This window comes from Niallia sp. NCCP-28, assembly GCF_023168165.1.
GTDB lineage: Bacteria > Bacillota > Bacilli > Bacillales > Cytobacillaceae > Niallia.
This window is the reverse complement of record NZ_BQYJ01000001.1, coordinates 490,393-513,379: the sequence shown is the minus strand read 5'-3', so window position 1 is coordinate 513,379 and position 22,987 is coordinate 490,393. Positions and strand designations below refer to the sequence as shown.

Annotated in this window: 20 protein-coding genes; 15 read left to right on the top strand and 5 right to left on the bottom strand. The window is 35.2% G+C overall.

The genetic code is table 11. The features are described from left to right. The first annotated feature begins 183 nt into the window (after positions 1–183). Together NCCP28_RS02525 and NCCP28_RS02520 are read left to right on the top strand one after the other, a co-directional pair. Positions 184–1,401, top strand: a complete 1,218-nt coding sequence (locus NCCP28_RS02525) for an IS110 family RNA-guided transposase (RefSeq protein WP_248559828.1) — start codon at positions 184–186, stop codon at positions 1,399–1,401. Between the two features lie 415 nt (positions 1,402–1,816). After that, positions 1,817–2,245: a BrxA/BrxB family bacilliredoxin gene (locus tag NCCP28_RS02520; protein WP_248559827.1), complete on the top strand. Its 429-nt coding sequence runs from the start codon at positions 1,817–1,819 to the stop codon at positions 2,243–2,245. A gap of 64 nt (positions 2,246–2,309) precedes the next feature. Here the strand turns inward: NCCP28_RS02520 and NCCP28_RS02515 are convergent, their stop codons facing one another. Further along, positions 2,310–3,797, bottom strand: coding sequence for a response regulator transcription factor (locus NCCP28_RS02515; RefSeq protein WP_248559826.1), 1,488 nt, complete (start codon positions 3,795–3,797; stop codon positions 2,310–2,312). A gap of 5 nt (positions 3,798–3,802) precedes the next feature. Continuing rightward, positions 3,803–5,533 carry a cache domain-containing sensor histidine kinase gene (locus NCCP28_RS02510; RefSeq protein WP_248559825.1) on the bottom strand — a complete coding sequence of 577 codons (1,731 nt, stop codon included), beginning with the start codon at positions 5,531–5,533 and terminating at the stop codon, positions 3,803–3,805. 286 nt (positions 5,534–5,819) lie between these two features. On the opposite strand from NCCP28_RS02510, the gene NCCP28_RS02505 reads away from it, so the two are divergent. The 8 genes from NCCP28_RS02505 (at position 5,820) to NCCP28_RS02470 (ending at position 12,784) form a co-directional block, all read left to right on the top strand. Then, positions 5,820–7,091 carry an ABC transporter substrate-binding protein gene (locus NCCP28_RS02505; protein WP_248559824.1) on the top strand — a complete coding sequence of 424 codons (1,272 nt, stop codon included), beginning with the start codon at positions 5,820–5,822 and terminating at the stop codon, positions 7,089–7,091. 67 nt (positions 7,092–7,158) lie between these two features. Next, positions 7,159–8,103 (top strand): carbohydrate ABC transporter permease, encoded by a 945-nt coding sequence (locus NCCP28_RS02500; protein ID WP_375709358.1) that lies wholly within the window; start codon positions 7,159–7,161, stop codon positions 8,101–8,103. Beyond that, positions 8,103–8,918 carry a carbohydrate ABC transporter permease gene (locus NCCP28_RS02495; RefSeq protein WP_248559823.1) on the top strand — a complete coding sequence of 272 codons (816 nt, stop codon included), beginning with the start codon at positions 8,103–8,105 and terminating at the stop codon, positions 8,916–8,918. Before NCCP28_RS02500 ends, NCCP28_RS02495 begins: the two co-directional genes overlap by 1 nt. A 465-nt stretch (positions 8,919–9,383) precedes the next feature. Beyond that, complete coding sequence (locus NCCP28_RS02490) at positions 9,384–9,584, top strand: GH36 C-terminal domain-containing protein (RefSeq protein ID WP_248559822.1); 201 nt, start codon at positions 9,384–9,386, stop codon at positions 9,582–9,584. A 307-nt stretch (positions 9,585–9,891) separates the two neighbouring features. Next, positions 9,892–10,668, top strand: a complete 777-nt coding sequence (locus tag NCCP28_RS02485) for a transporter substrate-binding domain-containing protein (RefSeq protein ID WP_248559821.1) — start codon at positions 9,892–9,894, stop codon at positions 10,666–10,668. 94 nt (positions 10,669–10,762) lie between these two features. Then, positions 10,763–11,422, top strand: a complete 660-nt coding sequence (locus tag NCCP28_RS02480; protein WP_248559820.1) for an amino acid ABC transporter permease — start codon at positions 10,763–10,765, stop codon at positions 11,420–11,422. Further along, positions 11,415–12,137, top strand: a complete 723-nt coding sequence (locus NCCP28_RS02475; RefSeq protein ID WP_248559819.1) for an amino acid ABC transporter ATP-binding protein — start codon at positions 11,415–11,417, stop codon at positions 12,135–12,137. Before NCCP28_RS02480 ends, NCCP28_RS02475 begins: the two co-directional genes overlap by 8 nt. A gap of 134 nt (positions 12,138–12,271) precedes the next feature. After that, positions 12,272–12,784, top strand: coding sequence for a L,D-transpeptidase (locus tag NCCP28_RS02470; RefSeq protein WP_248559818.1), 513 nt, complete (start codon positions 12,272–12,274; stop codon positions 12,782–12,784). A 125-nt stretch (positions 12,785–12,909) separates the two neighbouring features. Here the strand turns inward: NCCP28_RS02470 and prli42 are convergent, their stop codons facing one another. Next, positions 12,910–13,005 (bottom strand): stressosome-associated protein Prli42, encoded by a 96-nt coding sequence (gene prli42, locus NCCP28_RS02465; RefSeq protein ID WP_157827731.1) that lies wholly within the window; start codon positions 13,003–13,005, stop codon positions 12,910–12,912. Positions 13,006–13,379: 374 nt separating this feature from the next. On the opposite strand from prli42, the gene NCCP28_RS02460 reads away from it, so the two are divergent. The 4 genes from NCCP28_RS02460 to gndA all read left to right on the top strand — a co-directional run bounded on the left by NCCP28_RS02460 (position 13,380) and on the right by gndA (position 17,999). Next, entirely contained in the window at positions 13,380–14,501 is a 1,122-nt protein-coding gene (locus NCCP28_RS02460) for a M20/M25/M40 family metallo-hydrolase (RefSeq protein WP_248559817.1), read from the top strand. A gap of 165 nt (positions 14,502–14,666) precedes the next feature. Continuing rightward, complete coding sequence (locus NCCP28_RS02455; protein WP_248559816.1) at positions 14,667–15,134, top strand: chemotaxis protein CheW; 468 nt, start codon at positions 14,667–14,669, stop codon at positions 15,132–15,134. 36 nt (positions 15,135–15,170) lie between these two features. Further along, entirely contained in the window at positions 15,171–16,436 is a 1,266-nt protein-coding gene (locus tag NCCP28_RS02450) for a DNA polymerase IV (RefSeq protein ID WP_248559815.1), read from the top strand. Between the two features lie 153 nt (positions 16,437–16,589). Continuing rightward, the gene (gene gndA / locus NCCP28_RS02445; protein ID WP_248559814.1) at positions 16,590–17,999 is read left to right on the top strand and encodes an NADP-dependent phosphogluconate dehydrogenase; all 1,410 of its coding nucleotides are present in this window, start codon (positions 16,590–16,592) and stop codon (positions 17,997–17,999) included. A 407-nt stretch (positions 18,000–18,406) separates the two neighbouring features. Here gndA and NCCP28_RS02440 read toward each other — a convergent pair whose 3' ends face one another. Then, positions 18,407–19,519 carry a metallophosphoesterase gene (locus tag NCCP28_RS02440; protein ID WP_248559813.1) on the bottom strand — a complete coding sequence of 371 codons (1,113 nt, stop codon included), beginning with the start codon at positions 19,517–19,519 and terminating at the stop codon, positions 18,407–18,409. 166 nt (positions 19,520–19,685) lie between these two features. Further along, positions 19,686–21,188 (bottom strand): glucose-6-phosphate dehydrogenase, encoded by a 1,503-nt coding sequence (gene zwf / locus NCCP28_RS02435; RefSeq protein ID WP_248559812.1) that lies wholly within the window; start codon positions 21,186–21,188, stop codon positions 19,686–19,688. A 596-nt stretch (positions 21,189–21,784) separates the two neighbouring features. On the opposite strand from zwf, the gene rnz reads away from it, so the two are divergent. Then, on the top strand, positions 21,785–22,723 hold the full coding sequence (rnz, locus tag NCCP28_RS02430) for a ribonuclease Z (protein WP_248559811.1): 939 nt from the start codon (positions 21,785–21,787) through the stop codon (positions 22,721–22,723). Positions 22,724–22,987: the final 264 nt, after the last annotated feature.

Below are 22,987 nucleotides of genomic sequence, written 5' to 3'. Positions count from 1 at the left end.
ACTACGGCTGGAGAGGAAGGTCGATTTACTGTGGTACTTCGAGTCCATCGGGCAGTCTGACACCAACGATCAAGGTGCACCAACAATTGTCGCTCTCTTTGAGAAGCACGCATGGGAGATTAACCCTATTCTGGTTGTTGTACCAGCCTCCATAATGAGTGGCCGTAGAAAGGATGCTTTTCTATGCAAGTAGTTGTTGAACGTGCATGTGGTTTAGATGTTCATAAGAATAGTATAACCGCATGTGTAGTTACCCCAGAGGGAAAGGAGATCAAAACCTTTTCTACCATGACTGTATTTTTATTAGAACTAGTAGACTGGGTTAAGGAACATGGATGCACACAAGTGGCGATGGAAAGTACTGGCGTATACTGGAAGCCAATTGTTAATTTATTAGAATTTGAAGAAATTGGTTATTTAGTTGTCAACGCTCAACATATTAAAGCCGTTCCTGGAAGAAAGACAGACGTAAAAGATGCCGAGTGGATCTGTGAATTACTTCGACATGGATTACTAAGAGGTAGCTATATTCCAAATAGAGATCAACGAGAATTAAGAGAACTTGTTAGATATCGCAGAAGTATGGTGGAGGAACGAGCACGACAACATAATCGGATTCAAAAAGTACTGGAAGGTGCAAATATTAAATTAGGGTCCGTTGTTTCCGATATTTTAGGCGTATCAAGCCGGGAAATGCTTCAATCAATCGCTGATGGCCAAGACAACGTAGAGCTATTAGCTAATTCAGCTAGAGGAAAGTTAAAAGCTAAAAGACAGGAACTAGAACTTTCTCTTCAAGGAAGAATAACTTCCCATCAACGTATGATGTTAAAGTCGATTTTAAGCCATATAGACTATTTGACAGAACATATTGAAAGGATTGATGAGGAGATCGATTCTAGATTAGAAGCATCCAAGGAGGATATAGAAAGATTGGATTCTATTCCGGGTATTGCCATTCCTACTGCCCAACAAATTTTAGCTGAAATCGGAAATAACGTGGGGGAACAATTTCCAACTGCAGCTCATTTATGTTCATGGGCGGGAGTTGTACCGGGTCACAATGAAAGTGCGGGTAAAAAGAAATCATCTAAGACTAAAAAAGGGAATAAATACTTAAGGTCAGCATTAATAGAGGCCGCTCATTCGGTTGCAAGATCAAAAACCTATCTCGGTGCACTTTATAGAAGAATTAGTGCGAGAAAAGGAAGAAAGAGAGCTGGAATGGCCGTTGCACATGCGATGTTGAGAATTACTTATTACCTCTTGACCCGTAAGGAATATTATGTTGATCTCGGTGAAGATCATTTTGATAAACAGAAACAACAGTCAATTGTTCATTATTCCGTAAAAAGGTTAGAGAAACTCGGCTATCAAGTAATAATCTCAAAAATATCCTAAGCTAACGGACAATTCATAAATCGGAATAGGCACTCTCTTTCAAAAAAACACGAATGAGCTGGGTCTTATTTAGTATTGCCAAATTTCGGGAGTGACAACCGTTTATTTTCATGGGAGTAAGATTCTTGACTCAAAGATTAGGAGAAGAAACGAAAAATCTAGTTGAGAGTCTACTGTCCGCAAAAGTCTGCTTATTAGAAGAAAGGGCAAAGAGAAATTAATTAGTCTATAGCCTGACGTTTCTTAAGAAGATAAATCATGTTGTATAGTAGTTAATTACGGCTGCTGCCAGCTATTAAAACATATTTGTTGAAAATTTCTTTTATATTGATAATAATGAAGAAAGACAAAAAGTTTAAACATATTGGGATATATGTTTACGATAGAAAAATAAACAATTAAAAGGAGATAGACAATGAATATTGATTTTAATTTATTTATGAATGATGTAGTGCGCCAAGCGCGAGAAGAAATAGTAGCAGCGGGTTATGAAGAGTTGACAACACCAGAAGCAGTGGAAGAAAAGCTTTCTCAAAAAGGCACTGCGCTTGTTATGATAAATTCAGTTTGTGGCTGTGCAGGAGGAATTGCTCGCCCAGCAGCAAAATTTTCTTTGCAGCATAGTCAATTGCCGAATCAGCTTGTCACTGTTTTTGCAGGCCAAGATAAGGCAGCAACAGAAAAGGCCCGCTCTTATTTTACTGGATATGCACCGTCTTCTCCATCATTTGCTCTATTAAAAGACGGACAAATACAAACCATGATTGAAAGACATGAAATTGAAGGCCATGATCCGCAGCAAGTAGTCGAAAAGCTTCAGCAGGCATTTGATAAATACTGCTAAGAGGGGTGAAAAAGGACATTTGAGGTATTTTTTCTCAAATGTTCCTTTTTTATTTGCATCTATTTTACACATTGTTTTTTTGCTGATTGCGGTATTCTGAGGGGTAGCAGCCGACTATTTCCGTAAACAGCTTTGTAAAATGCCTTGTGCTGAAATAGCCGACTGTTTCTGCAACTTCTTGCACCTTTTTGGAGGGATCAAGCAATAGTTCCTTTGCTTTTAGTATTCGTGTATTGGTTATATATTTAGTAAAGGTGCTGCCTGTTTTTTTATGAAAAAGTGTGCTTAAGTAGTTTGGTGTTACTTGAAGAAGTTCTGCAATTTGCCCGATTCCAATATTATGCATATAATTTTCATCAATATAGCTAATCGCTAGTTTAATAAGATCAGGCTGGCTCTTTTCTTGGTTAGCAGAAATAAGCATTTTTTCCCCACACTCTTTTAATTTATGTATCCATCTGTCTAGAGATTCTGCAGCAGAAAGTCTGCAGTCCATCGAACTATTAATAAATAAGGAAATATTATTTTTTATGGTTGCATCGAGAGTTAAAGAAAAAAGATAATTTTCTAGATCTCCCACTGTTTTCATATACAGCAAGTAATTCTTTTCTTTAAAATAATCTCTAAGAGTTAAAATGTTTTTACATAGATCGTAGCAGTCTGTCTGGTTGTCGACATACTCATCTGCTTTCCAATATTGATTAATACCCATTATTATTCGTAAGGGAGACAGGTGCAAAATGTTGGCAACAGGCATATTAATTTCATCGATTGGCTGGCATTGTGTACTTTGAATGCATGTTATAGAAAAAGAATCGCTTCTGTATGTTTTTAGCAGACCCTGTATATGAGCAAAATATGCTTCGATGCTTTTTTTTCCTTGTTTTTCGTTTCCATTCCAAGCTCCAACGGTTATCAGCTCTCCGGTAGATAAGGTGAAAATCGATATATTTGCGTTTTTTTCGATAAAATCATAACTTAATAGCTTAAGAGAATGAGAAAACTGCTGTAATGTTTTGGTTATTTGTTTTTCTTCCAGATAACTGTCTAGAAAAAAAACAGAACATAAAAAATGACTTTCTTGTACGGCTGAATTAGTTGTAACTTCTTGAAAGGAGGATAGGCCATTGATGACACGGATTAATTCATTTTCAAATTGGAGATTTTGTTCTACATAGTATTTGGCATTTTCTAATTGTCTTTTATCAATAGCCCGCTCTAAATCTTCGATGCTGACTGGCTTTAGCAAATAATCTTCGATTCCAAGCTTTAAAGCTGCATGTGCATAAGAAAATTCTGCATAGCCTGTTAGAATGATCCATCCTGTTTGAGGCAAAGATTCTTTTGTCATTTCAATGATTTCTAGTCCATTAAGTTTTGGCATTTGAATATCGATAAATACTAAATCAGGCTGCTCTTTGTTTAATAAGTGCAATGCTTCTTGTCCATTAGCGGCTTCTAATATCTGCAAAGCAGGAATATCTAGCTCTTCAAGCATACTCTTTAAACCTGCTCTTACTAAAAACTCATCATCGATAACCAGCACTTTCATTTTTGTCACTCTCCTTGTAAGATTTCCAGGGTAATCGTAGTGCCTACGCCAATTTCGCTATTCAGTAATAGCAGAGATTCTGGCTGAAAAAGTTTTAGCCGTTCTTGGCTGTTAGACAAGCCAATGCTTTGTTTCTCTTTCATTTTATTTACATCAAATCCTAGACCATTATCAGAAATAATAATTTTTAAGTATTGGTTTGTTTCTTTTTCTATTAGTTGAGCAGAAATCGTTATTTTACAAAAGTGTTCGCTTGGTTCGATGCCGTGAATAATGCTGTTTTCTACAAAAGGCTGCAAAAGTAGTTTGGGAATCATTAAATTGGCAGTATCCTCCTCATAATAAATATCCACTTCCATACGATCTTGAAAGCGCAGTTTCTGCAGAAGGCAATATTGCTTTAGAAAGGAAAATTCATCAGCAATCGTCGCTTTATTTGTATGATGGAGATTATATCTGAGCATAGAGCTTAATGATAAAATAGCCTGTTCTAGTGTTTTTTTATCTCCTATTCTATTTAAACCAATAAATCCATTAAGTGTATTATATAAAAAGTGGGGATGAATCTGTGATTGAAGTGCTTTAAATTCTGCATTGCGCTCATTTAAAACAGCTCGATATTCACGATTGATTAAATCATTAATTTGGAAAATCATTGAATTAAAAGCTTTTTTCAGTTGAGCAATTTCATCTGTTCCTTGACTGGCTAAATGTACATCAAAGTTTCCTTTCTCTACTTTCTCCATTATCTGTACCATATCTTTAAATGGACGAATAATCCAATTCGATAAAAAATAGAAAAGCAAAAAGGTGACAATCAATCCGATGCATGCAAATATAGAACCAATAATAAATGGCAGCAGGGTTTTTGCCGCCAATTCCTCTTTGGATAATAAAACAACGATTTTCCAATTTTCTGGTTGTATTAATTGTGAAACGATGGTGTAAGAATGCCCATTTACTTGGACTTCTTTTTTATTGGAAAATATATCTTTTTTTATGGGGTCAGTTAAATTTTTGCTGGAAAAAAATAATTCGCCTTGATTATTCATAACGGTCATAATAGAACTTTCATGGTTAAAGTCTATGCCGCGAAAAATTTTCTCGAATGCTGAATTATCAGCGTCTGCCATTAAAACTGCAAGGGGCTTTTGAGAAATTGGATCTCGAATTAATCGTGCAGCAGAAATTACTTTTTTTTGATTTTTTCCTTCTATATATTGTTGAAAATGCGGTGGAATAAAGACGACTTTTCCATCGTTTTCTTGTGCGCGTTTATACCAGTCTTGACTAGTAAAGTCATAATTTGAAGCGACGTTATCTTTAAAGCGGGTTTGTAGAAACGGAGCACCATTTGTTGTGACCAGTAAAATGCTCTGCACTTCTTCTCTTGTAAAATCTAAATATTTTGGCAATGTATTATATAATGCGCGATTAACAGCTAATTGTGTGGAAGGATCTGCCGTTTCGTAATTATTAGTGGAAACATTAGAGATGGCAGACAGAATATCTTCATTTAAGTATGGTGTAATAGTAACTCTTGATAATTCATCTAAATAGGATTGAACATTATTGCTCAAGGAAGTTAAGGTATGTGCTGTCAATTTTTTTGTTTCTTTTGCCAGCAAATATTGATAATAACGAGGCATGGCAATCGCAATGATCAAAACAGGCACGACAATAATAAAGAAGTAAAGAATCGTTAATTTAAATCGTAAAGAATAAGTAAATTTCATTTTTTTTCCTCTATTTCGCAAAAATTTAAAATATATAAGTATAAGTTTATAAGAAATTCCTTTAAAAAGTGTACCATTTTGGCATGCATATTATAAATAAGCGCTTTCACAGTAGAATTATAGCATATGGAAACGCTAACAAAAATAGTAGAATAGAAGTATAGAAAACAAAATTCACAAAATTAGGGATGTGAGAAAAAAATTTTGCAAGAAGATGCAAAGAAAATTATTGCTTCTCTACTTTTCTAGATTTTGAAGGCTTGATAAACGAATAGGGGGATTTTAGATGAAAAAACGTATTTCTTTAGCCATTTTCACCGTTTTATCAGCAACTGCGCTTTTTGGCTGTTCTAGTGGCAGCGAATCAACGGGCGGGAATTCAGGGGACAAAATTAAGATAAGCTATTATAGCTCTACTAGTGATCAAGAAGCAAAAGATGCTATTACGAAAATAACAGAAAACTTTGAAAAAGAAAATCCGGATGTAGATGTAGAAATTACATTTGGCGGACAAGGATATGAAAATAATATGAAAGTTAAAATGGCAGCAAATGATTTGCCGGATGCTTTTGATACACATGGCTGGGCGCAAAATAGATACGGCAAATACTTGGCTGACTTAAAGGATGAAGAATGGGCATCCAAACTAACCGATACCATGAAGCCTGTGCTCACAGATGAAGATGGAAAAGTGTATGCATTGCCGCTAAATGAAGCAAAAGACGGTATTACATATAATGCAGATATTCTCGAAAAATATGGAGTCGAACCTCCGAAAACATTTGATGAATTAATGGCTGCTGCTGAAAAAATTAAAAAGGAAAGCAAAGGAAAAGTACTTCCATTCTACTTCTCAGGAATAGATTCTTCATCGATTGGACAATTTTTTGATTATTTTGCGACACCATTGCTAGTTAGCGCAGACAAAAATTATGCTGATGATTTATTAAATGACAAGTTCGATTGGGATAACTGGACATATCTTCCAGAAAAATTCAAAGAAATGTTTGATAAAGGCTATATGAATGAAGATGTTCTTACAGCAAAATATAGTGATATGCCAAAATTATTTGCAGAAGGAAAAATTGCTTTTATTATGAACGGCCCTCAATCAGTCTTGCAATCAAAAGAAATGAATCCGGATATCAATATTGGCTATATGCCAGTGCCAAGTATTGTGGAAGGGGATGAACCAGCATTTTCTGGTGGTGAAAGATTCACCATGGGTATATGGAAAGATTCAAAACATTTAGAGGAAACAAAAGAATATGTTGCGTACTTTGCGAAACCAGAAAACTTAAAGTTAATGGCGGAAGCATCCGGATTGCCAGCAGGAATTAAAGATATTGATGCAGATTTAGGAGAATTGACGAAATATTACGAGCAGTACGAAACTAATCGTGTGTTCCCTTACTTTGATCGAGTTTATATTCCAAACGGCATGTGGGATGTTCTTTGTACACAAGGGCAAGAATTGCTTGCTGGATCTGTAACACCAAAGCAGTTCTCTAAAAACATGAAAAAAGAGGTAGAAAGATTAAAAAGTCAACAAAAATAATAGGAAGCGATAAAAAGCCGTCTGCAAATGCGGATGGCTTTCCTATCAAAAAAAGGGCGTGAATAAAATGGAGGAAAAGATTGTCACAAATGAAAAAAACATACAATTGACCACTAGCAAGAAATCCACAATAAAAAAACGCAAAAGCATGAGTTCCCCAATATGGCTTAATCTAATGTATGTCCCAGCACTGCTATTATTTTGTGTTTTTATCTTTTATCCATTTTTTAATGGAATCAAAATCTCCTTTACCAACTGGGATGGATATTCGCAAGCTTTTAGTTGGGTTGGCATTGAGAACTACAAAAGAATGCTGTCAGATCCCAATATCGGAACGGTTATTAAAAATACATTGATTTACGGGGTTGGAAGTACGCTATTTCAAAACTTAATTGGTCTTTTTTATGCAATCCTTCTTAACCAAAGCATTAAAGCAAGAGGAATTGTTAGAACGATTGTGTATTTGCCGGCAATTATCAGTCCATTAATTATGGGATATATTTGGTACTTTTTCTTTCAATTTGATGGAGGCGCATTAAATGATATTATTCTATTATTTCAAGATAAGCCACTTAATCTATTAGCAAACCCAGAATTAAATGTGTGGATTATTACATTTGTAAACACATTTCAGTTTATTGGAATTGCGATGGTCATCTATTTAGCTGGTCTGCAATCTATCCCTGCTGACTTTTATGAAGCAGCAGAATTAGACGGAGCATCTGCTGCTAAAAAATTCCGTTATATTACACTGCCGATGCTAATGCCTTCTATTACAATCAATGTGGTTCTTAATTTAATTGGAGGGCTAAAATTATTTGATGTTATTGTCGCATTAACAAATGGCGGTCCAGGATACGCCTCTCAATCTTTATCCACAATGATGTATAAAATTTATTTTGCTAGTCAAGATGCTGGATATGCTTCTGCATTAGGAAACCTTACTTTTGTATTAATCTCTTTAATAAGCATAACAGCGCTTATTTATTTAAGAAAGAAGGAGATTGCATAATGAAAAAAAATAACAAATGGCTACTGATTATAATGGCTGTCATTGGGATTACACATATCTTTCCGTTTTATTTGTTAATCACAACTAGTTTTAAAGCAATGGATGATCCTAGTTCAAAATGGTCTCTGCCGTCGTTTTCTTATCTAGATAATTTTACAAATGCTTGGGAGCAGGCAAACTTAGGGCAAGCGTTTTTTAATAATATTATTATTACCGCTTTTTCCATCATTTTAGTTATTGTTATCGGAGCATTTGCTTCTTATCCATTAGCTAGATATAAAACTCGTCTCAATAAATTTATGTATTTGCTGTTCATCTCGGCCCTAATTGTTCCACCCCTTACTATATTAGTGCCTTTGTATAAATTTATTGTAGATATCGGCGGCATGAATTCTTATTGGTCGATTATTCTTTTGCATGTAACCTTTAATTTACCAATGACAATATTTTTATTTACTGGATTTATCAGCTCCATCCCTGTGGAATTGGATGAAGCGGCTATGATGGACGGAATGAGCAGATTTGGATTGTTTTTCCGCATCATTATGCCACTATTAAAACCAATTACAGCGACAGCTACGATTTTAGCAGGAGTCAATGTGTGGAATGATTATCAGTTTTCGGTGTTTTTCCTGCAAAGTCCTGAAATGAAAACGATGACGGTTTCCTTATCGTCTTTCTTTTCCCAATATACAAATAATATTGGCTGGGTAGCAGCTGGCTCTCTGTTATCAGCACTTCCAATTATTATCCTTTATCTATTTTTGCAAAAATACTTTGTCAGCGGATTATCATCTGGTGCAGTAAAAGGATAATAGGGTTTAAAAACACATCTCTTCTTCATAATCTGTTGCTTCTGCCGTTCATTTGCGAACGGCAGATATTTTGTGATTGCTAAAAAACTTTGAATGATAGTTGCTATTAAAACAATGGTGGAGGCTAAAACAGGAATTTATTTTGATCAATCAAATCGTCCATGTTATTTACAAGCAAAAGATGCAAGCTATGTGATGCAAATAGTAAAATCGGTCTATTTAGCTTACCTTTATTTAGGAAAAAAATCATTCTATAATCTTTTCCAATCCGATTGGATTTGCAGATCGTCCGCTGTCTCCAAACCCAGAATCAAATGAAGAAAAAAAGGGGGCAAAAATAGGTTTCAGTATACAAAGAAATATGGAATTTAATTCAATTTGATGAATTCTATCTTTTTTTGAGCCCTTTCGAATGCAGTGAGTCAGTCTGGATATTTGTATTCAAAGACAAGCTAGAGGCAGACATTGCATATTTCCGTGTGCTCCGCTCAAGCAAATCCCCCACTTCGTTTTTTTCGATTAAAAGGGTTGGATGAGGAAGCTGTTTATAAATGGGAAGATATGGCTTGTGGAGGAGATGAAATGATGCATATAGGGCTGCATATTCCAGACTTTACGGTATATCAAACAAGTTTCCCAGGAAATGAATTAAAAGGTGATTTTTAAAGTATGGTATGGAAAATCTGTGCAGATAAATAGAATGGAATGAAATTTTGTGACAAGCTGGATTCCTATTATTATATAGGAATCTTTTTTTTAGGAATAATATTTTTTATAAATCTGATAATTTCATTTATAAAAAATATTATTTTTTCTACTGAATTTGTATAAATAGTATTGAATAATTATTAGTATGTGTTAAAATTCATATTGTTGTATGAATATGAATAGAAGAATTTATGAAAAGATAATAAAAAGCACATAATTAATAAAGAAATACAACACCTAAGAAATTATAGGAGGATATTATATTATGAAAAAATTAATAGCAATGTTGCTGTTATCCATAGTAGTGCTTGCAGCATGTGGAACTGGGACAAGCAAAGAAGAGGGTTCTTCTTCTAAATCTGATGACAAAGTGCTTATAATGGGGACATCAGCTGACTATAAACCATTTGAATACATTGACTCAGCAAAAAGCGAAGATATTATTGGATTTGATATTGATTTAGCAAATGCCCTTGGCGAAAAATTAGGCTATGAAATTAAAGTGCAAGATTTTGAATTCAGCGGTCTTATTCAAGCACTTAAATCAGGGAAAGTGGACTTGGTTTTATCTGGAATGTCACCAACTCCAGATAGAAAGAAAAACGTAGATTTTAGTGATATTTATTACACAGCAAAAGATCTGGTTATAACCTCAAAAGACAGCAATATTAAAAGCGTGGAAGATTTAAAAGGAAAAACAATAGGTGTGCAATTAGGATCTATTCAAGCAGAAGCGGCAGATGAAATTGCAAAAAAGGTTGATGTAAAAGTAGAAAAACGCGATAAAATTCCTGAATTAATTCAAGAGATTAAAGCAGGCAGATTTGATGGAGCAATTATTGAAGATGTGGTAGCAAAAGGCTATCTATCAAAAGATAATAAGTTAGCTTCTTTTGAAGCAGCGGAAGTAAATGAAGATGCTGGATCTGCCATGGCATTTCCTAAAGATAGTGAGTTAACAGACAAGTTTAACGCAGAACTGAAGAAAATGAAGGAAAACGGCGAGCTAGATAAATTAATTGTAAAATGGTTCGGCAACTAAATAAAAAATGAAGAGACGTTTAAGGTATAGCCCCTTTAACGTTTTCTTCTTTTTTGAAGCAGTGTATATCTAAATTTGAAAGGATTGTTAAAGAATGGAGTTGGATTTTCAGCAGTTTATTCCTTCTCTCCCCTTTTTATTGCAGGGGATAGTTGTTACATTAAAGATTGTATTTATAGCAGGAATACTAGGATTTGTTTTAGGAGTTATTTTATCAATATTTAAAATAAGCAATATCCCTTTTCTGACCTGGATAGCAAATATTTATACATCTATATTCAGAGGCACGCCGCTTGTGCTTCAATTAATGCTTATTTATTATGGAATTCCCCAAATAATAGGTTATGATATTGAACCTTCTGCCGCCGCAGTTATTTCTTTTGCATTAAACTCGGCAGCCTATATTTCAGAAATTATTCGTGCAGGAATTTTAGCAGTCGACAAAGGGCAAAAAGAAGCTGCGATGGCATTAGGAGTGCCAAGCAGACAAGCAATGCTAGATTTAATTTTACCCCAAGCCCTAAAAAATATTTTTCCAGCATTGATAAATGAAGCAGTATCCTTAACAAAAGAGTCTGCGATTGTAACTGTAATTGGTGTAACAGATATTATGAGACGAGCTTATATAATGGGTGGAGAGAAATACTCCTATCTTGAGCCATTGATTCTAGCAGGACTTATTTATTATGTATTAGTGATGATCTTAACAATGCTCGCAAAAGTTCTAGAAGGGAGAATGAGAAAAAGTGATTAAGGTAGAAAATTTAAATAAATCCTTTGGTTCTCTGCAAGTATTAAAAGGAATATCAACGGAAATAAAAAAGGGGGAAGTAGTGACGATTATTGGGCCATCCGGTTCAGGAAAATCGACATTTCTTCGTTGCTTGAATTTATTGGAAGTGCCAACAGAAGGGCAAATTTTCATTAAAGATATAGAAATAACGGATAAAAAAGCAAACATAAAAAAAATAAGAGAAAATGTAGGCATGGTCTTTCAGCATTTTCATCTATTTCCACATAAAACGGTTCTGCAAAATATTACGTATGCACCAATAAAAGTAAAAGGCATGACAAAAGAAGCTGCAGATAAAGCAGGCATGGAACTTTTGGAAAAAGTAGGGTTAGCAAATAAAGCCAATGAATATCCAAATCGTTTATCTGGCGGCCAAAAGCAGCGGGTTGCTATTGCAAGAGCATTAGCAATGAATCCAGAAGTGATTTTATTTGATGAGCCGACTTCAGCGCTCGATCCAGAAATGGTTAAAGAAGTGCTTGAAGTAATGAAATCATTGGCGCATACAGGCATTACCATGCTGATTGTGACACATGAAATGGGCTTTGCAAGGGAAGCGGCAGATAGAGTATTATTTTTAGATCAAGGAATTGTTGTGGAAGATGCTGTTCCTGCACAATTTTTTACGAACCCTCAGAGTGCAAGAGCAAAAGAATTTTTGGAGAAAATGCTATAAAAAAAATCCTAATCTTTTTAAGCGCAAATGCGATAAAAGATTAGGATTTTTTTAGCTAATATCCGCATAAAAAGAAGATGGTGCATAAAATCAACTCAAGCTACACATAATAACAGCTAAAAAGTGGTGTTATGATGCTGAAATTATTGTCTTGTATATTGATTGTGCTTTCTCCGATTTGGCCACTGGGAGAAAATCCGGCTCCTGGCCATCCATTTATTATCATCAACAAGACCAGCAATGAATTAACCTTTATAGATGAAAATAGAGTGCAAACGGTTGTCAGTGTAGCAACAGGGAAAAGTGGAGACCTTACGCCAGAGGGCCTGTTTACCGTGACAGTAAAAGCAATTAATCCTTATTATCGGAAAAAAAATATTCAAGGTGGAGATCCAAAAAATCCATTAGGAACAAGATGGATTGGTTTTGATGCTAAAGAAACGGATGGAAGAACATACGGCATTCATGGGACAAATAATCCCGCATCTATTGGCCGATATGTATCATTAGGCTGCATAAGAATGCAAAATGAAGCTATTGAATCTTTATATGACTTTATTCCAGTGGGAACAAAAGTGCTTGTTACAAGGTCAACCAAAAGTACAGAAAAGCTCGCCAAAGAATATGGGGCAATATCCAGTGAATAGCAGATGAAAAAGAAGCGTTTTTAGACGCTTCTCTCAGCCTGAAAGTGTTGTGCGTTTTTGATTTTGTCTATACTCTTAAAGGAGCGTTTTTAGACGCTTCTCTTTTTTTACCTATTATTCTTTTTTTAAAATAGCATGCCGATGCCAATTAATAAAGTAGACGCCAGCATAATAAAGACCATTAAATAAATGACTATTTTTTGCAGCTTGTTTTTACGCATAAAATCCTCCATTGCCCTTTCTTCTAGTAACTATATTTTACTAAGAAATAAAGTATGTCACAACTAATAACCTACTATTTCATTATTATATAATGAAAAACGGCTTAAATAGAATCATTTGAATGGATTTTTCTTTAGCTAATCGAACCTTTAACATTTGCTGTTAGGACTTGCGAAAGGTATACTAGTATGTAGTTTAGAGCATTTATCCCGCATTAACGGGCGTTTGACCCTTACCTCGAGATGATGAGAAGAAACGAAAAATCTAGGTGAGGAAAAACTTGCCTGTAAAAGCCCGATTGGTTCAACTAACAATCAGTAGAAGCTGGAGAGGCTCCCGCTATTGAAGTTTCACTTTATTTGGAGGAATTATAATGATAAAAAATGAACGTTTATTAAACCAATTTTTAGAATTAGTAAAAATCGATTCAGAAACAAAGTATGAGAAGGAAATAGCTGCAGTATTAAAAAGCAAATTTACAGAATTAGGTTTGGATGTAATAGAAGATGATACCACTGCTATTACGGGACATGGCGCAGGAAATTTAATTTGTACATTAAAAGGAAACGTAGAAGATGCAGATCCTATCTATTTTACATCTCACATGGATACAGTAGTTCCTGGTATAGGTGTAAAACCTTCCATTAAAGACGGTTATGTTGTAACAGATGGAACAACTATTTTAGGCGCAGATGATAAAGCTGGACTTGCGGTAATATTGGAAACATTAACTGTGATAAAGGAAAATAATCTGCCACATGGTACGATTCAGTATGTTATTACAGTCGGCGAAGAATCAGGATTAGTTGGTGCAAAAGCATTAGATCCTGCTCTTGTAACAGCTAAATTCGGCTATGCTTTAGATAGTGACGGAAAAGTCGGCAATATTGTTGTTGCAGCTCCGACACAGGCAAAAGTAAAAGCAACGATACTAGGAAAAACAGCGCATGCGGGTGTTGCTCCAGAAAAAGGAGTTTCTGCTATTACAATTGCGGCAAAAGCAATTGCAAAAATGCCTTTAGGAAGAATCGACAGTGAAACAACTGCAAATATTGGCAGATTTGAAGGTGGTCAGCAAACTAATATTGTTTGCGATCATGTGGAGATTCTTGCAGAAGCTCGCTCATTAGTAGATGACAAAATGCAAGCTCAAGTAGCTAAAATGAAAGAAGCTTTTGAAACAACTGCCAAGGAAATGGGTGGAGAAGCAGTTGTAGAAGTGGAAGTAATGTATCCAGGCTTTAAATATGGTGCAGGCGATCATGTAGTAGAAGTTGCTCGCAAAGCTGCAGAAAAAATCGGCAGAAGCTGCAGTTTAGAACAAAGCGGCGGTGGAAGCGATGCGAACGTAATCTGTGGATTTGGCATTCCAACTGTCAACTTGGCTGTAGGGTATGAAGATATCCATACAACAAAAGAAAAAATGCCGATTGAAGAATTAAATAAATTGGCAGAGATGGTTCTTGCGATCATTGAAGAAGTAGCAGGCAAATAAATATATTATGAGCGCTCCTAATTATTTTTTAGGAGTGTTTTTTAGCTATGGCTAAGCAGGAGATTATTAACTAGTTTCTCTCAAAAAAAATTAGTATAATAAGACTATATTAATATATTTTAAAAATAGAAAAAGGGCTGTGCCATTGTACAGAGGTGAAAAAAGATGGAAGATCAGAAGAAAGTAGTAGTATTTCAAGTTGCACAAGGAGAATATGCCATTTCCATAGATTGCGTTATTTCGATTGAAAAAGAAGACGGGGTTACAGAGGTTCCTTCCTTGCCCAATTATATAGTTGGCATAAAAAAGGTGAGAAATGAACTTATTCCGATCATTGATTTAGAGCAGGTATTATATAATCGTCCAATACAGGAAAAAGATCAAAATAAATTAATCGTGTTAAAAACAGAGGAGCTTGCCTATGCTGTATTAGTCAGTGATGCAAAAGAAATATTAGCTGTTGCAGAGGAAAACATTAAACAAGCTGGACTTGCTGCATATCAAAAAACAAGCTATTTCACTGGTGTTATTAATTTGGAAAACAGATTGATTATGATGATGGAACCAGCTATTTTAATTGATTCTCTAGATGGAATAAAAGAGATTAAAGAGTATATGAATAATGTCGTGTAAGTGACGGAGAAATTTACGGAGAGGTGGTGACTCTTAATGAAATCTTATTATCCTAAAAAGGGAAGAGTCATCCTGCATGTCGATATGAATAGTTTTTATGCCTCTGTTGAATGCGCTTATAATCCATTGTTAAAAGGCAAACCATTGGCGATTGCAGGCAATGTGGAAGAAAGAAAAGGCATTATTGTCACTTGCAGCTATGAGGCCAGAAAATTTGGGGTGAAAACGACAATGCCCCTTTGGGAAGCAAAAAAACTTTGTCCTAAACTAACTGTTATGCCGCCGAATTTTGATCGGTATCGAAAGGCTTCCCTTGAACTGTTTTCTATTTTAAATGAATTTTCTCCTTTAGTAGAACCTATTTCCATTGATGAAGGCTACGTGGACATTACAGACAGCTATGATTCAGGCAGTCCCATCCACATAGCAGAAACGATTCAAAAGTCGATACTGGAGCGTTTAGATTTGCCCTGCAGCATTGGCATTGCTCCAAATAAATTTTTAGCCAAAATGGCATCCGATTTAAAAAAGCCAATGGGCATTACTGTTTTACGGAAAAGAGATGTTCCGGCTATTCTTTGGCCAATGGAAGTGGAAGAAATGCATGGAATAGGAAAAAAAACAGGGGAGAAACTAAGAGCGATTGGCATTACTACAATTAAAGACTTGGCAATGGGAGATTCTGTTCAATTAAAAGCAGTACTTGGCATAAATGGAAAACGATTGAAAGAGCGAGCAAATGGGGAAGATAAGCGAATGGTTGATCCAGAGGCTGCGAATGAGTTTAAAAGTATCGGCAACTCTACTACCTTGCCTAAGGATATAGCTAATCAACAAGAACTTTTTTCCATTCTTGACTCTTTGGCATTTAAAGTAGCTACAAGGATGAAAATTAAACATGTGCATACATTAGCCATTGCTGTTACGATAAGATATGAAAATCGAAAAAACAACTCTAAAAGCATGAAATTAATTAATCCGATTAAAACACAATCAGAGATTTTTGAGATGAGCAAACAGCTATTTTTAAAAGCTTGGAGTGGCGATGCTGTAAGATTATTAGGAGTAACAGCAACAGAATTAGTGGACAATAATATTGTGGCAAAACAATTAGATTTGTTTTCCTATGAAAAAGAAGCGGAAAAAGAACCGCTGTTAAAAACGATTTCGGCACTGAAAGAGAAATATGGTGCATCCATTATAGAAAATGCTGGAGATCGTAGTGATTGGAAAGAAGAAGAGAATATTGGGACGTCCACAAGTTTCAATAAAGATTTTCTGCAAAGAAAGAAATTTTTTTAAATAAAAATAAAAGAAGAAAAAAATTTTGCGAAATCTATGGAAAAGGCATACATCTTCAGTTAGAATAGTTGCATATATATCAGAATCTTGCTAAAGTAAAGTGAATTCTACTATATGAAACCATACATAGTGTTTAGAAAGGGCGTAAAAATAATGACAAAACAGCAGTTTGGTGTTATTGGTTTAGCGGTAATGGGAAAAAACCTTGCAATGAACATTGAAAGCAGAGGCTACACGGTTTCTGTATTTAACCGTTCAAAAGAAAAAACAGAAGAAATGCTTCAAGAAACAGAAGGAAAAAACATCGTGGGAACTTATACTTTAGAAGAGTTTGTTCAATCTTTGGAAGTTCCTCGCAAAATTATGCTAATGGTTAAAGCTGGTCCGGCAACAGATGCAACAATTGAACAATTAAAACCTTTGCTTGATAAAGGGGATATTGTAATAGATGGCGGAAATACTTTTTTTGTTGATACACAAAGAAGAAATAAAGAATTAAGCGAACTTGGCATCCACTTTATCGGTACAGGTGTATCTGGTGGGGAAGAGGGAGCATTAAAAGGCCCTTCTATTATGCCTGGAGGCCAAAAAGAAGCGTACGAACTTGTTGCGCCAATCTTTAGAGATATTTCTGCAAAAGTAAACGATGAGCCTTGTACAACATACATCGGTCCAGATGGTGCAGGACATTATGTAAAAATGGTTCACAATGGAATAGAATATGGTGATATGCAGCTTATTTGTGAAGCATATTTTATTATGAAAAACGTTCTTGGATTAGAAGCTCAAGAGCTTCATGAAGTATTCTCAGAATGGAATAAAGGCGAGCTAGACAGCTATTTAATTGAAATTACTGCAGATATCTTTACAAAAGTAGATGAAGAAACTGGCAAACCATTAGTGGATTTAATTTTAGACACTGCTGGCCAAAAAGGTACTGGGAAATGGACAAGCCAAAGTGCACTAGACTTAGGCGTACCGCTTCCAATGATTACAGAATCAGTATTTGCTCGCTTCATTTCTGCAATGAAAGAAGAGCGTGTAAAAGCAAGCAAAGTATTATCAGGTCCTGAAATTAAAGCATTTACTGGCGATAAAGCAGCATACATCGAATCTGTTCGCAAAGCGCTTTATTTAAGCAAAATTGTTTCTTATGCACAAGGATTTGCGCAAATGCGAGAAGCTTCAGATGAATATAACTGGGATTTAAACTATGGAGAAATCGCGATGATTTTCCGTGGAGGCTGCATTATCCGTGCGCAATTCCTGCAAAAAATCAAAGACGCCTATGACCGTGACCCTGAGTTAAAGAATTTATTATTAGATCCTTATTTCAGTGAAATTGCTGAAAACTACCAAGCAGCACTTCGTGAAGTAATTTCTGGTGCTGTAATGAACGGTATTCCTGTACCAAGTTTTGCTGCTGCATTATCTTATTATGACAGCTACCGTACAGAAACATTGCCAGCAAACCTTCTTCAAGCACAACGCGACTATTTTGGCGCACATACGTATAATCGCATTGACAAAGAAGGCACATTCCATACAAACTGGATGAAGTAATCACTTTTGAATATTAGTTTAGTGAAACTGTCTGATTAGTTGGCTGGAGACGATAATCCAAAAAAAATCATTCTAGAGAGTGTTCTCTAGAATGATTTTTTTTACCGCATATTAATGTGTATTGGCCTCCCTTCCTTGAGGGATTATAAGAGAAAATGAAAAATTTAGATAAAAAGAAACTTGCCCGTAAAAGTCTAATATAAAAGAACACAGACTACTAGACTACTATTATTTTGCCAAGGGTTCTGCGTTATATCCTATCCTATAGTCCTCAATTAACACGTGGAAATCTCCCGCTGTGTAGAGTATTACTTTATATTTCTGCGGTTTGAGGGATAGGTATGCAACAACAGAAAAAAAGTCATTTTAAAAGCAGTAGAATTGCTTTTAAAATGACTTTTTTGTTTTCATTGATTTATAAAATCAATTTTTATATAGACTACTTCAGAACGGCTTCCTAGGCGGAGTGGAGGGCCCCAGAAACCATAGCCGGAGGAAACAATCGCATGCAGCTGCTCCTTTTGTTTATAGCCCCAATCCAGTTCGAAAACCCTTTTCGTAATGAAATGATTTGGAGCCATCTGTCCTCGGTGAGTATGGCCTGATACAATTAAATCAATGCCATTTTCCATTGCTTGTGCTAATTCTGCAGGCTGATGATCCATCATAATAAGAGGAAGATGATTTGCGCTATTAGCTGTTAATTGAGAGATGGATAATCGGTTTTTATCTGTTTTATCTTTTCTGCCAATCAGCTCAAAACTAGCGTCAATAATAATAGATTCATCCATTAATATGCCAATGCCAATTCGTTCCATTTCTTGAAGAAATTCCGGGATTTTTTTGCCGTAATATTCATGGTTTCCGAGTACTCCATAGATGCCTAGGGGCGCTTGCAATTCTTTCATTTTCTCTCCCATTTGTTTTTGCAAAAATGGATTAGGATCGTCATCAATAATATCACCTGGCAACAGAATAAGATCTGCCTTTAAGCTATTTATCATTGTTACTAGTTTTGCTAAATGGGCATTGCCTGAAAGTGTCCCAAAATGCATATCAGAAGCAATAGCGATGGTCAATTGTTCTCTTTTTCCATGTTTTTTCGGCAAAATAAGGTTATATTCTCTAACAATTGGGGAATAAGCATTATATGTGCCATAAAAAAAGATGCACAAAAAAAGAAAAAACGTGATGCTTCCTACAAGCAAGATGCTGCGTGACTCATCCAGATAAAAGAAAAGAAGGTAGCATGCCAAATTGGCAGCTGGAAAGATAAGAATGGCATACTGTAGAATGGCAAACCAGTATGCGGAAATAATTTTAAAGATAGTAATTTTTTTAAAAAAGTGGCTAAAAAGAAAGGAATAGGCGCATATAAGCAGCCCAATAATTAGCAGTGTACTTGAAATGCTTGAATAGGCAGCGTGCAAAAAAATATAGCTGTTCCAGCCTATATAATAAATAAGCAAATTATAAAGCAAAAAAAAGGGGATAACCAAAAGAAACTTCATATTTTTCATTTTATGCTCCTAAAATAATAATTAATATATTTGTATTTTAAAATAATATTTTTAAATATTTGTTTAAAAAACTATTAGTTGGCAAATTTTCGTCTTTACAAAAGAGTTGGATGTTATTTGGAAAAGAAAAAACGTGAAACCTATAAAGATCTCACGTCTTTTTGCTTTAGCAAACATCTACTTCGAATTGATTAATTGGCCACCAGAAGAAACCGTCTTTTTCCAATAGTTGATCTGCTTCCTTAGGCCCCATTGTACCTGAAGCATAGTTAGGATAGTTTGCAGCAGGTGTTTTTTCCCAAGCTTGTGAAATTTTATCGACATAGCTCCAAGAAAGTGCTACTTCATCCCAATGAGTAAAGTTAGTAGCATCCCCTTTAATGCTGTCATCAATTAATTTTTCATATGCTTCAGGTGTATTGATGCTTGCGATACCTGTATTTGCATAGCTAAGTTTAATAGGCGTTGCTTCCATATTTTGACCAGCTTTTTTAGCATTTAAATGCAAAGTGATTCCTTCTTCTGGTTGAATATGAATAACAAGAAGGTTTGGTGTAATCTCCTGATCTGGACGATCATAAAGATTCATTGGAATATCTTTAAATTGAACAACGATTTTTGTTGATTTTGTTTCTAATCTTTTCCCTGTGCGGATATAAAATGGAACACCTGCCCAGCGGAAGTTATCAATCATAACTTTACCTGCCACAAATGTTTCTGTATTAGAATTTGGATTCACCATTTGTTCTGAACGGTATTCTGGAACATCGATATCCTCGATCACGCCTTTTCCATATTGGCCCCGTACAAAATATTCATTTACTTCATCGAGTTCAATCGGACGCATTGCACGGAAAACTTTTACTTTCTCAGAACGTATTTCATCAGGCGTCAATCGAATTGGCGGTTCCATTGCAAGTAATGCCACCATTTGCAGCATATGGTTTTGCACCATATCTCTTAAAGCGCCGCTTGTTTCATAATATCTGCCGCGCTCCTCTACACCAAGAATTTCACTTGATGTAACTTGGATATTGCTGATATAACGATTATTCCATAGATTTTCAAAAATGGCATTGGAGAAACGGATTGTTTCGATATTTTGCACCATTGCTTTTCCTAAATAATGGTCGATGCGATACACTTCGTCTTCAGAAAAAGCTGTACGGATTTGATCGTTTAATTCTTGAGCAGATTTAAGATCATGACCAAATGGCTTTTCAATAATTAGTCGTTTAAAACCAGTTACATCTGTTAAGCCATCTTCTTTTAGGTGGATAGCAATTGGGCCGAAAAATTCTGGAGCCATTGCTAAATAAAATACTCTGTTTCCGCCTAAATTATGTTTTTCATCCAACTCATCTGCAATGTTCTTTAATGTAAGATAAGAACTAGAATCAGTTACATCATGAGAATGGTAGCAGAAGTAAGATGCAAATGTCTCCAAATCAGATGAATTGGGAATTGCCTCCGCTACAGAATTTACAACATTTTGCTGGAACTGTTCGTTTGTTAATGTTCTTCTGCCAACACCGACGACTGCAAATTGAGACAATCTGCCTTTTTTATATAAACGGTAAAGGGATGGGAATAATTTACGGTTGGCTAAATCTCCTGTTGCTCCAAAAATCATTATTAGTGCTGATTGTTGATTATGATTCACGTGCATGGACCTCTTTTCATTAAATATGTATAAAAGATTCAAATGGCTTTGAATACTATTTTTAGCTATGATACTTTATCATTCGGAAACTTTATAAAATAATACCAGTAATTTTACGAGATGAAAACATTTATGCTTCATTTATGATGCTTATCTTTTGAAAAGTATCTGTACAAATATAAAATTTTAGCTGTTTCTTTTTAATTAAGCAAACATTATGTTTTGATAATACCATAATTTTAACAGAAATTTTAGATAAATTTAATTTTTCAGTTAAAAAGATGAGCAGATGATAATTCTAATTTCCTGAACAAAATGTTTTTTGGTATGCTTTAATGTTGATATTACATGATAACAGGAAAAGATACTAGAAAAAAAATCAATTAGTTCCATCTTTTTTTATGATTGTTACTATTAGTTTTTCTAATAATTCACAATAGTAAGCATTAAATTTCATTTCAGTTGAGCATTACTGCACTACTGCTGAATTTTTGCAACTGCACTAAGTATAGTATGTTTTATAGTAGATGATTTTAAACTTTGTATAGATGCAATAACTAGTATAAAATCGTATACAGAATGATGAAGAAAGAAGTGTTTAAATGGAACTGCAGTTTTTAGGCACCGGTGCAGGAATACCGGCGAAATTAAGAAATGTTACATCAATTGCATTAAAGTTGTTAGAAGAAAGAGGAAGCATTTGGCTTTTTGACGCAGGAGAAGGGACACAGCACCAAATTTTGCACACAAGCATTAAACCGAAACGAATCGAAAAAATTTTTATTACCCATTTGCACGGGGATCATTTATATGGGCTGCCAGGTTTGCTTGCGAGCAGATCTTTTCAAGGTGGTGAAGGGCAAGTTACTTTATATGGACCCAAGGGAATTAAAGAATATATAGAAACAAGCTTGTCTATTAGCCAAACATACCTTAAGTATGACTTGCATATTGAAGAAGTGGCAGAAGGAGTCATTTTTGAAGATGATACGTTTAAAGTGGAAGCTTTAATGCTAGAACACGGGATTGCAAGCTATGGCTACCGCATTACAGAAAAAGATCTTCCAGGGAAACTTCTTGTAGAAAAACTTCAAGAAAGAGGAGTAAAACCCGGACCGAATTTTAAAAAAATTAAAAATGGAGAAGAGGTTATTTTAGCGGATGGCACCATTCTTCAAAGCAGTGATTTTGTCGGACCTCCAGTAAAAGGGAGAATTGTGACAATCTTAGGAGATACAAAGGAATGCGAGGCTGCAATAAAATTAGCTGAAAATGCTACGGTTCTTGTGCATGAAGCTACATTTGCGGGAAGAGAGTCTGTGCTTGCAAAAGAGTATTTTCATTCAACAACTATCCAAGCTGCCAATACGGCAAAAAAAGCAAAAGCTGAACAATTGATTCTAACGCATATTAGTGCAAGATATGATAGCATACAAGGAAATCAGTTAGTGGAAGAAGCAAAGGAAATCTTTATGGAAAGTTATTTGGCAGAAGATTTTAAAGTATTTCCAATCCCTTTGTCCCTTGCTAATAGAGAGTAGGCCATTATAGAAGGCACCTCATGGTTAGAAGCGAAAAATAGCATGTTAGGGGGAATTGCCCCTTAAAAAGCCTACTTGTTTGATTTCCTTTTTAAAGGTTGTTATCTAAAACCATTTAAAAAAATAGAAAAAATTAATTATTCAGGCTGCGGGTAATAACAACAAACTTTACTGAAACCGCCCCTTTAAAATTTCGATAAACAAGAATGATTATACGTAATTTACGTATAATCATTCTTGTTTATCTTTAGATGGAATACTTAC

Bases quoted from the DNA above. Each gene is read 5' to 3' on its own strand.
- NCCP28_RS02485 (WP_248559821.1), top strand. From the start codon at position 9,892: ATGAAAAAATTAATAGCAATGTTGCTGTTATCCATAGTAGTGCTTGCA.
- NCCP28_RS02505 (WP_248559824.1), top strand. From the start codon at position 5,820: ATGAAAAAACGTATTTCTTTAGCCATTTTCACCGTTTTATCAGCAACT.
- NCCP28_RS02440 (WP_248559813.1), bottom strand. From the start codon at position 19,519: ATGAAAAATATGAAGTTTCTTTTGGTTATCCCCTTTTTTTTGCTTTAT.
- NCCP28_RS02510 (WP_248559825.1), bottom strand. From the start codon at position 5,533: ATGAAATTTACTTATTCTTTACGATTTAAATTAACGATTCTTTACTTC.
- NCCP28_RS02450 (WP_248559815.1), top strand. From the start codon at position 15,171: ATGAAATCTTATTATCCTAAAAAGGGAAGAGTCATCCTGCATGTCGAT.
- NCCP28_RS02500 (WP_375709358.1), top strand. From the start codon at position 7,159: ATGGAGGAAAAGATTGTCACAAATGAAAAAAACATACAATTGACCACT.
- NCCP28_RS02515 (WP_248559826.1), bottom strand. From the start codon at position 3,797: ATGAAAGTGCTGGTTATCGATGATGAGTTTTTAGTAAGAGCAGGTTTA.
- NCCP28_RS02520 (WP_248559827.1), top strand. From the start codon at position 1,817: ATGAATATTGATTTTAATTTATTTATGAATGATGTAGTGCGCCAAGCG.
- rnz (WP_248559811.1), top strand. From the start codon at position 21,785: ATGGAACTGCAGTTTTTAGGCACCGGTGCAGGAATACCGGCGAAATTA.
- NCCP28_RS02470 (WP_248559818.1), top strand. From the start codon at position 12,272: ATGCTGAAATTATTGTCTTGTATATTGATTGTGCTTTCTCCGATTTGG.
- zwf (WP_248559812.1), bottom strand. From the start codon at position 21,188: ATGCACGTGAATCATAATCAACAATCAGCACTAATAATGATTTTTGGA.
- NCCP28_RS02525 (WP_248559828.1), top strand. From the start codon at position 184: ATGCAAGTAGTTGTTGAACGTGCATGTGGTTTAGATGTTCATAAGAAT.
- NCCP28_RS02455 (WP_248559816.1), top strand. From the start codon at position 14,667: ATGGAAGATCAGAAGAAAGTAGTAGTATTTCAAGTTGCACAAGGAGAA.
- NCCP28_RS02480 (WP_248559820.1), top strand. From the start codon at position 10,763: ATGGAGTTGGATTTTCAGCAGTTTATTCCTTCTCTCCCCTTTTTATTG.
- prli42 (WP_157827731.1), bottom strand. From the start codon at position 13,005: ATGCGTAAAAACAAGCTGCAAAAAATAGTCATTTATTTAATGGTCTTT.
- NCCP28_RS02460 (WP_248559817.1), top strand. From the start codon at position 13,380: ATGATAAAAAATGAACGTTTATTAAACCAATTTTTAGAATTAGTAAAA.
- NCCP28_RS02495 (WP_248559823.1), top strand. From the start codon at position 8,103: ATGAAAAAAAATAACAAATGGCTACTGATTATAATGGCTGTCATTGGG.
- gndA (WP_248559814.1), top strand. From the start codon at position 16,590: ATGACAAAACAGCAGTTTGGTGTTATTGGTTTAGCGGTAATGGGAAAA.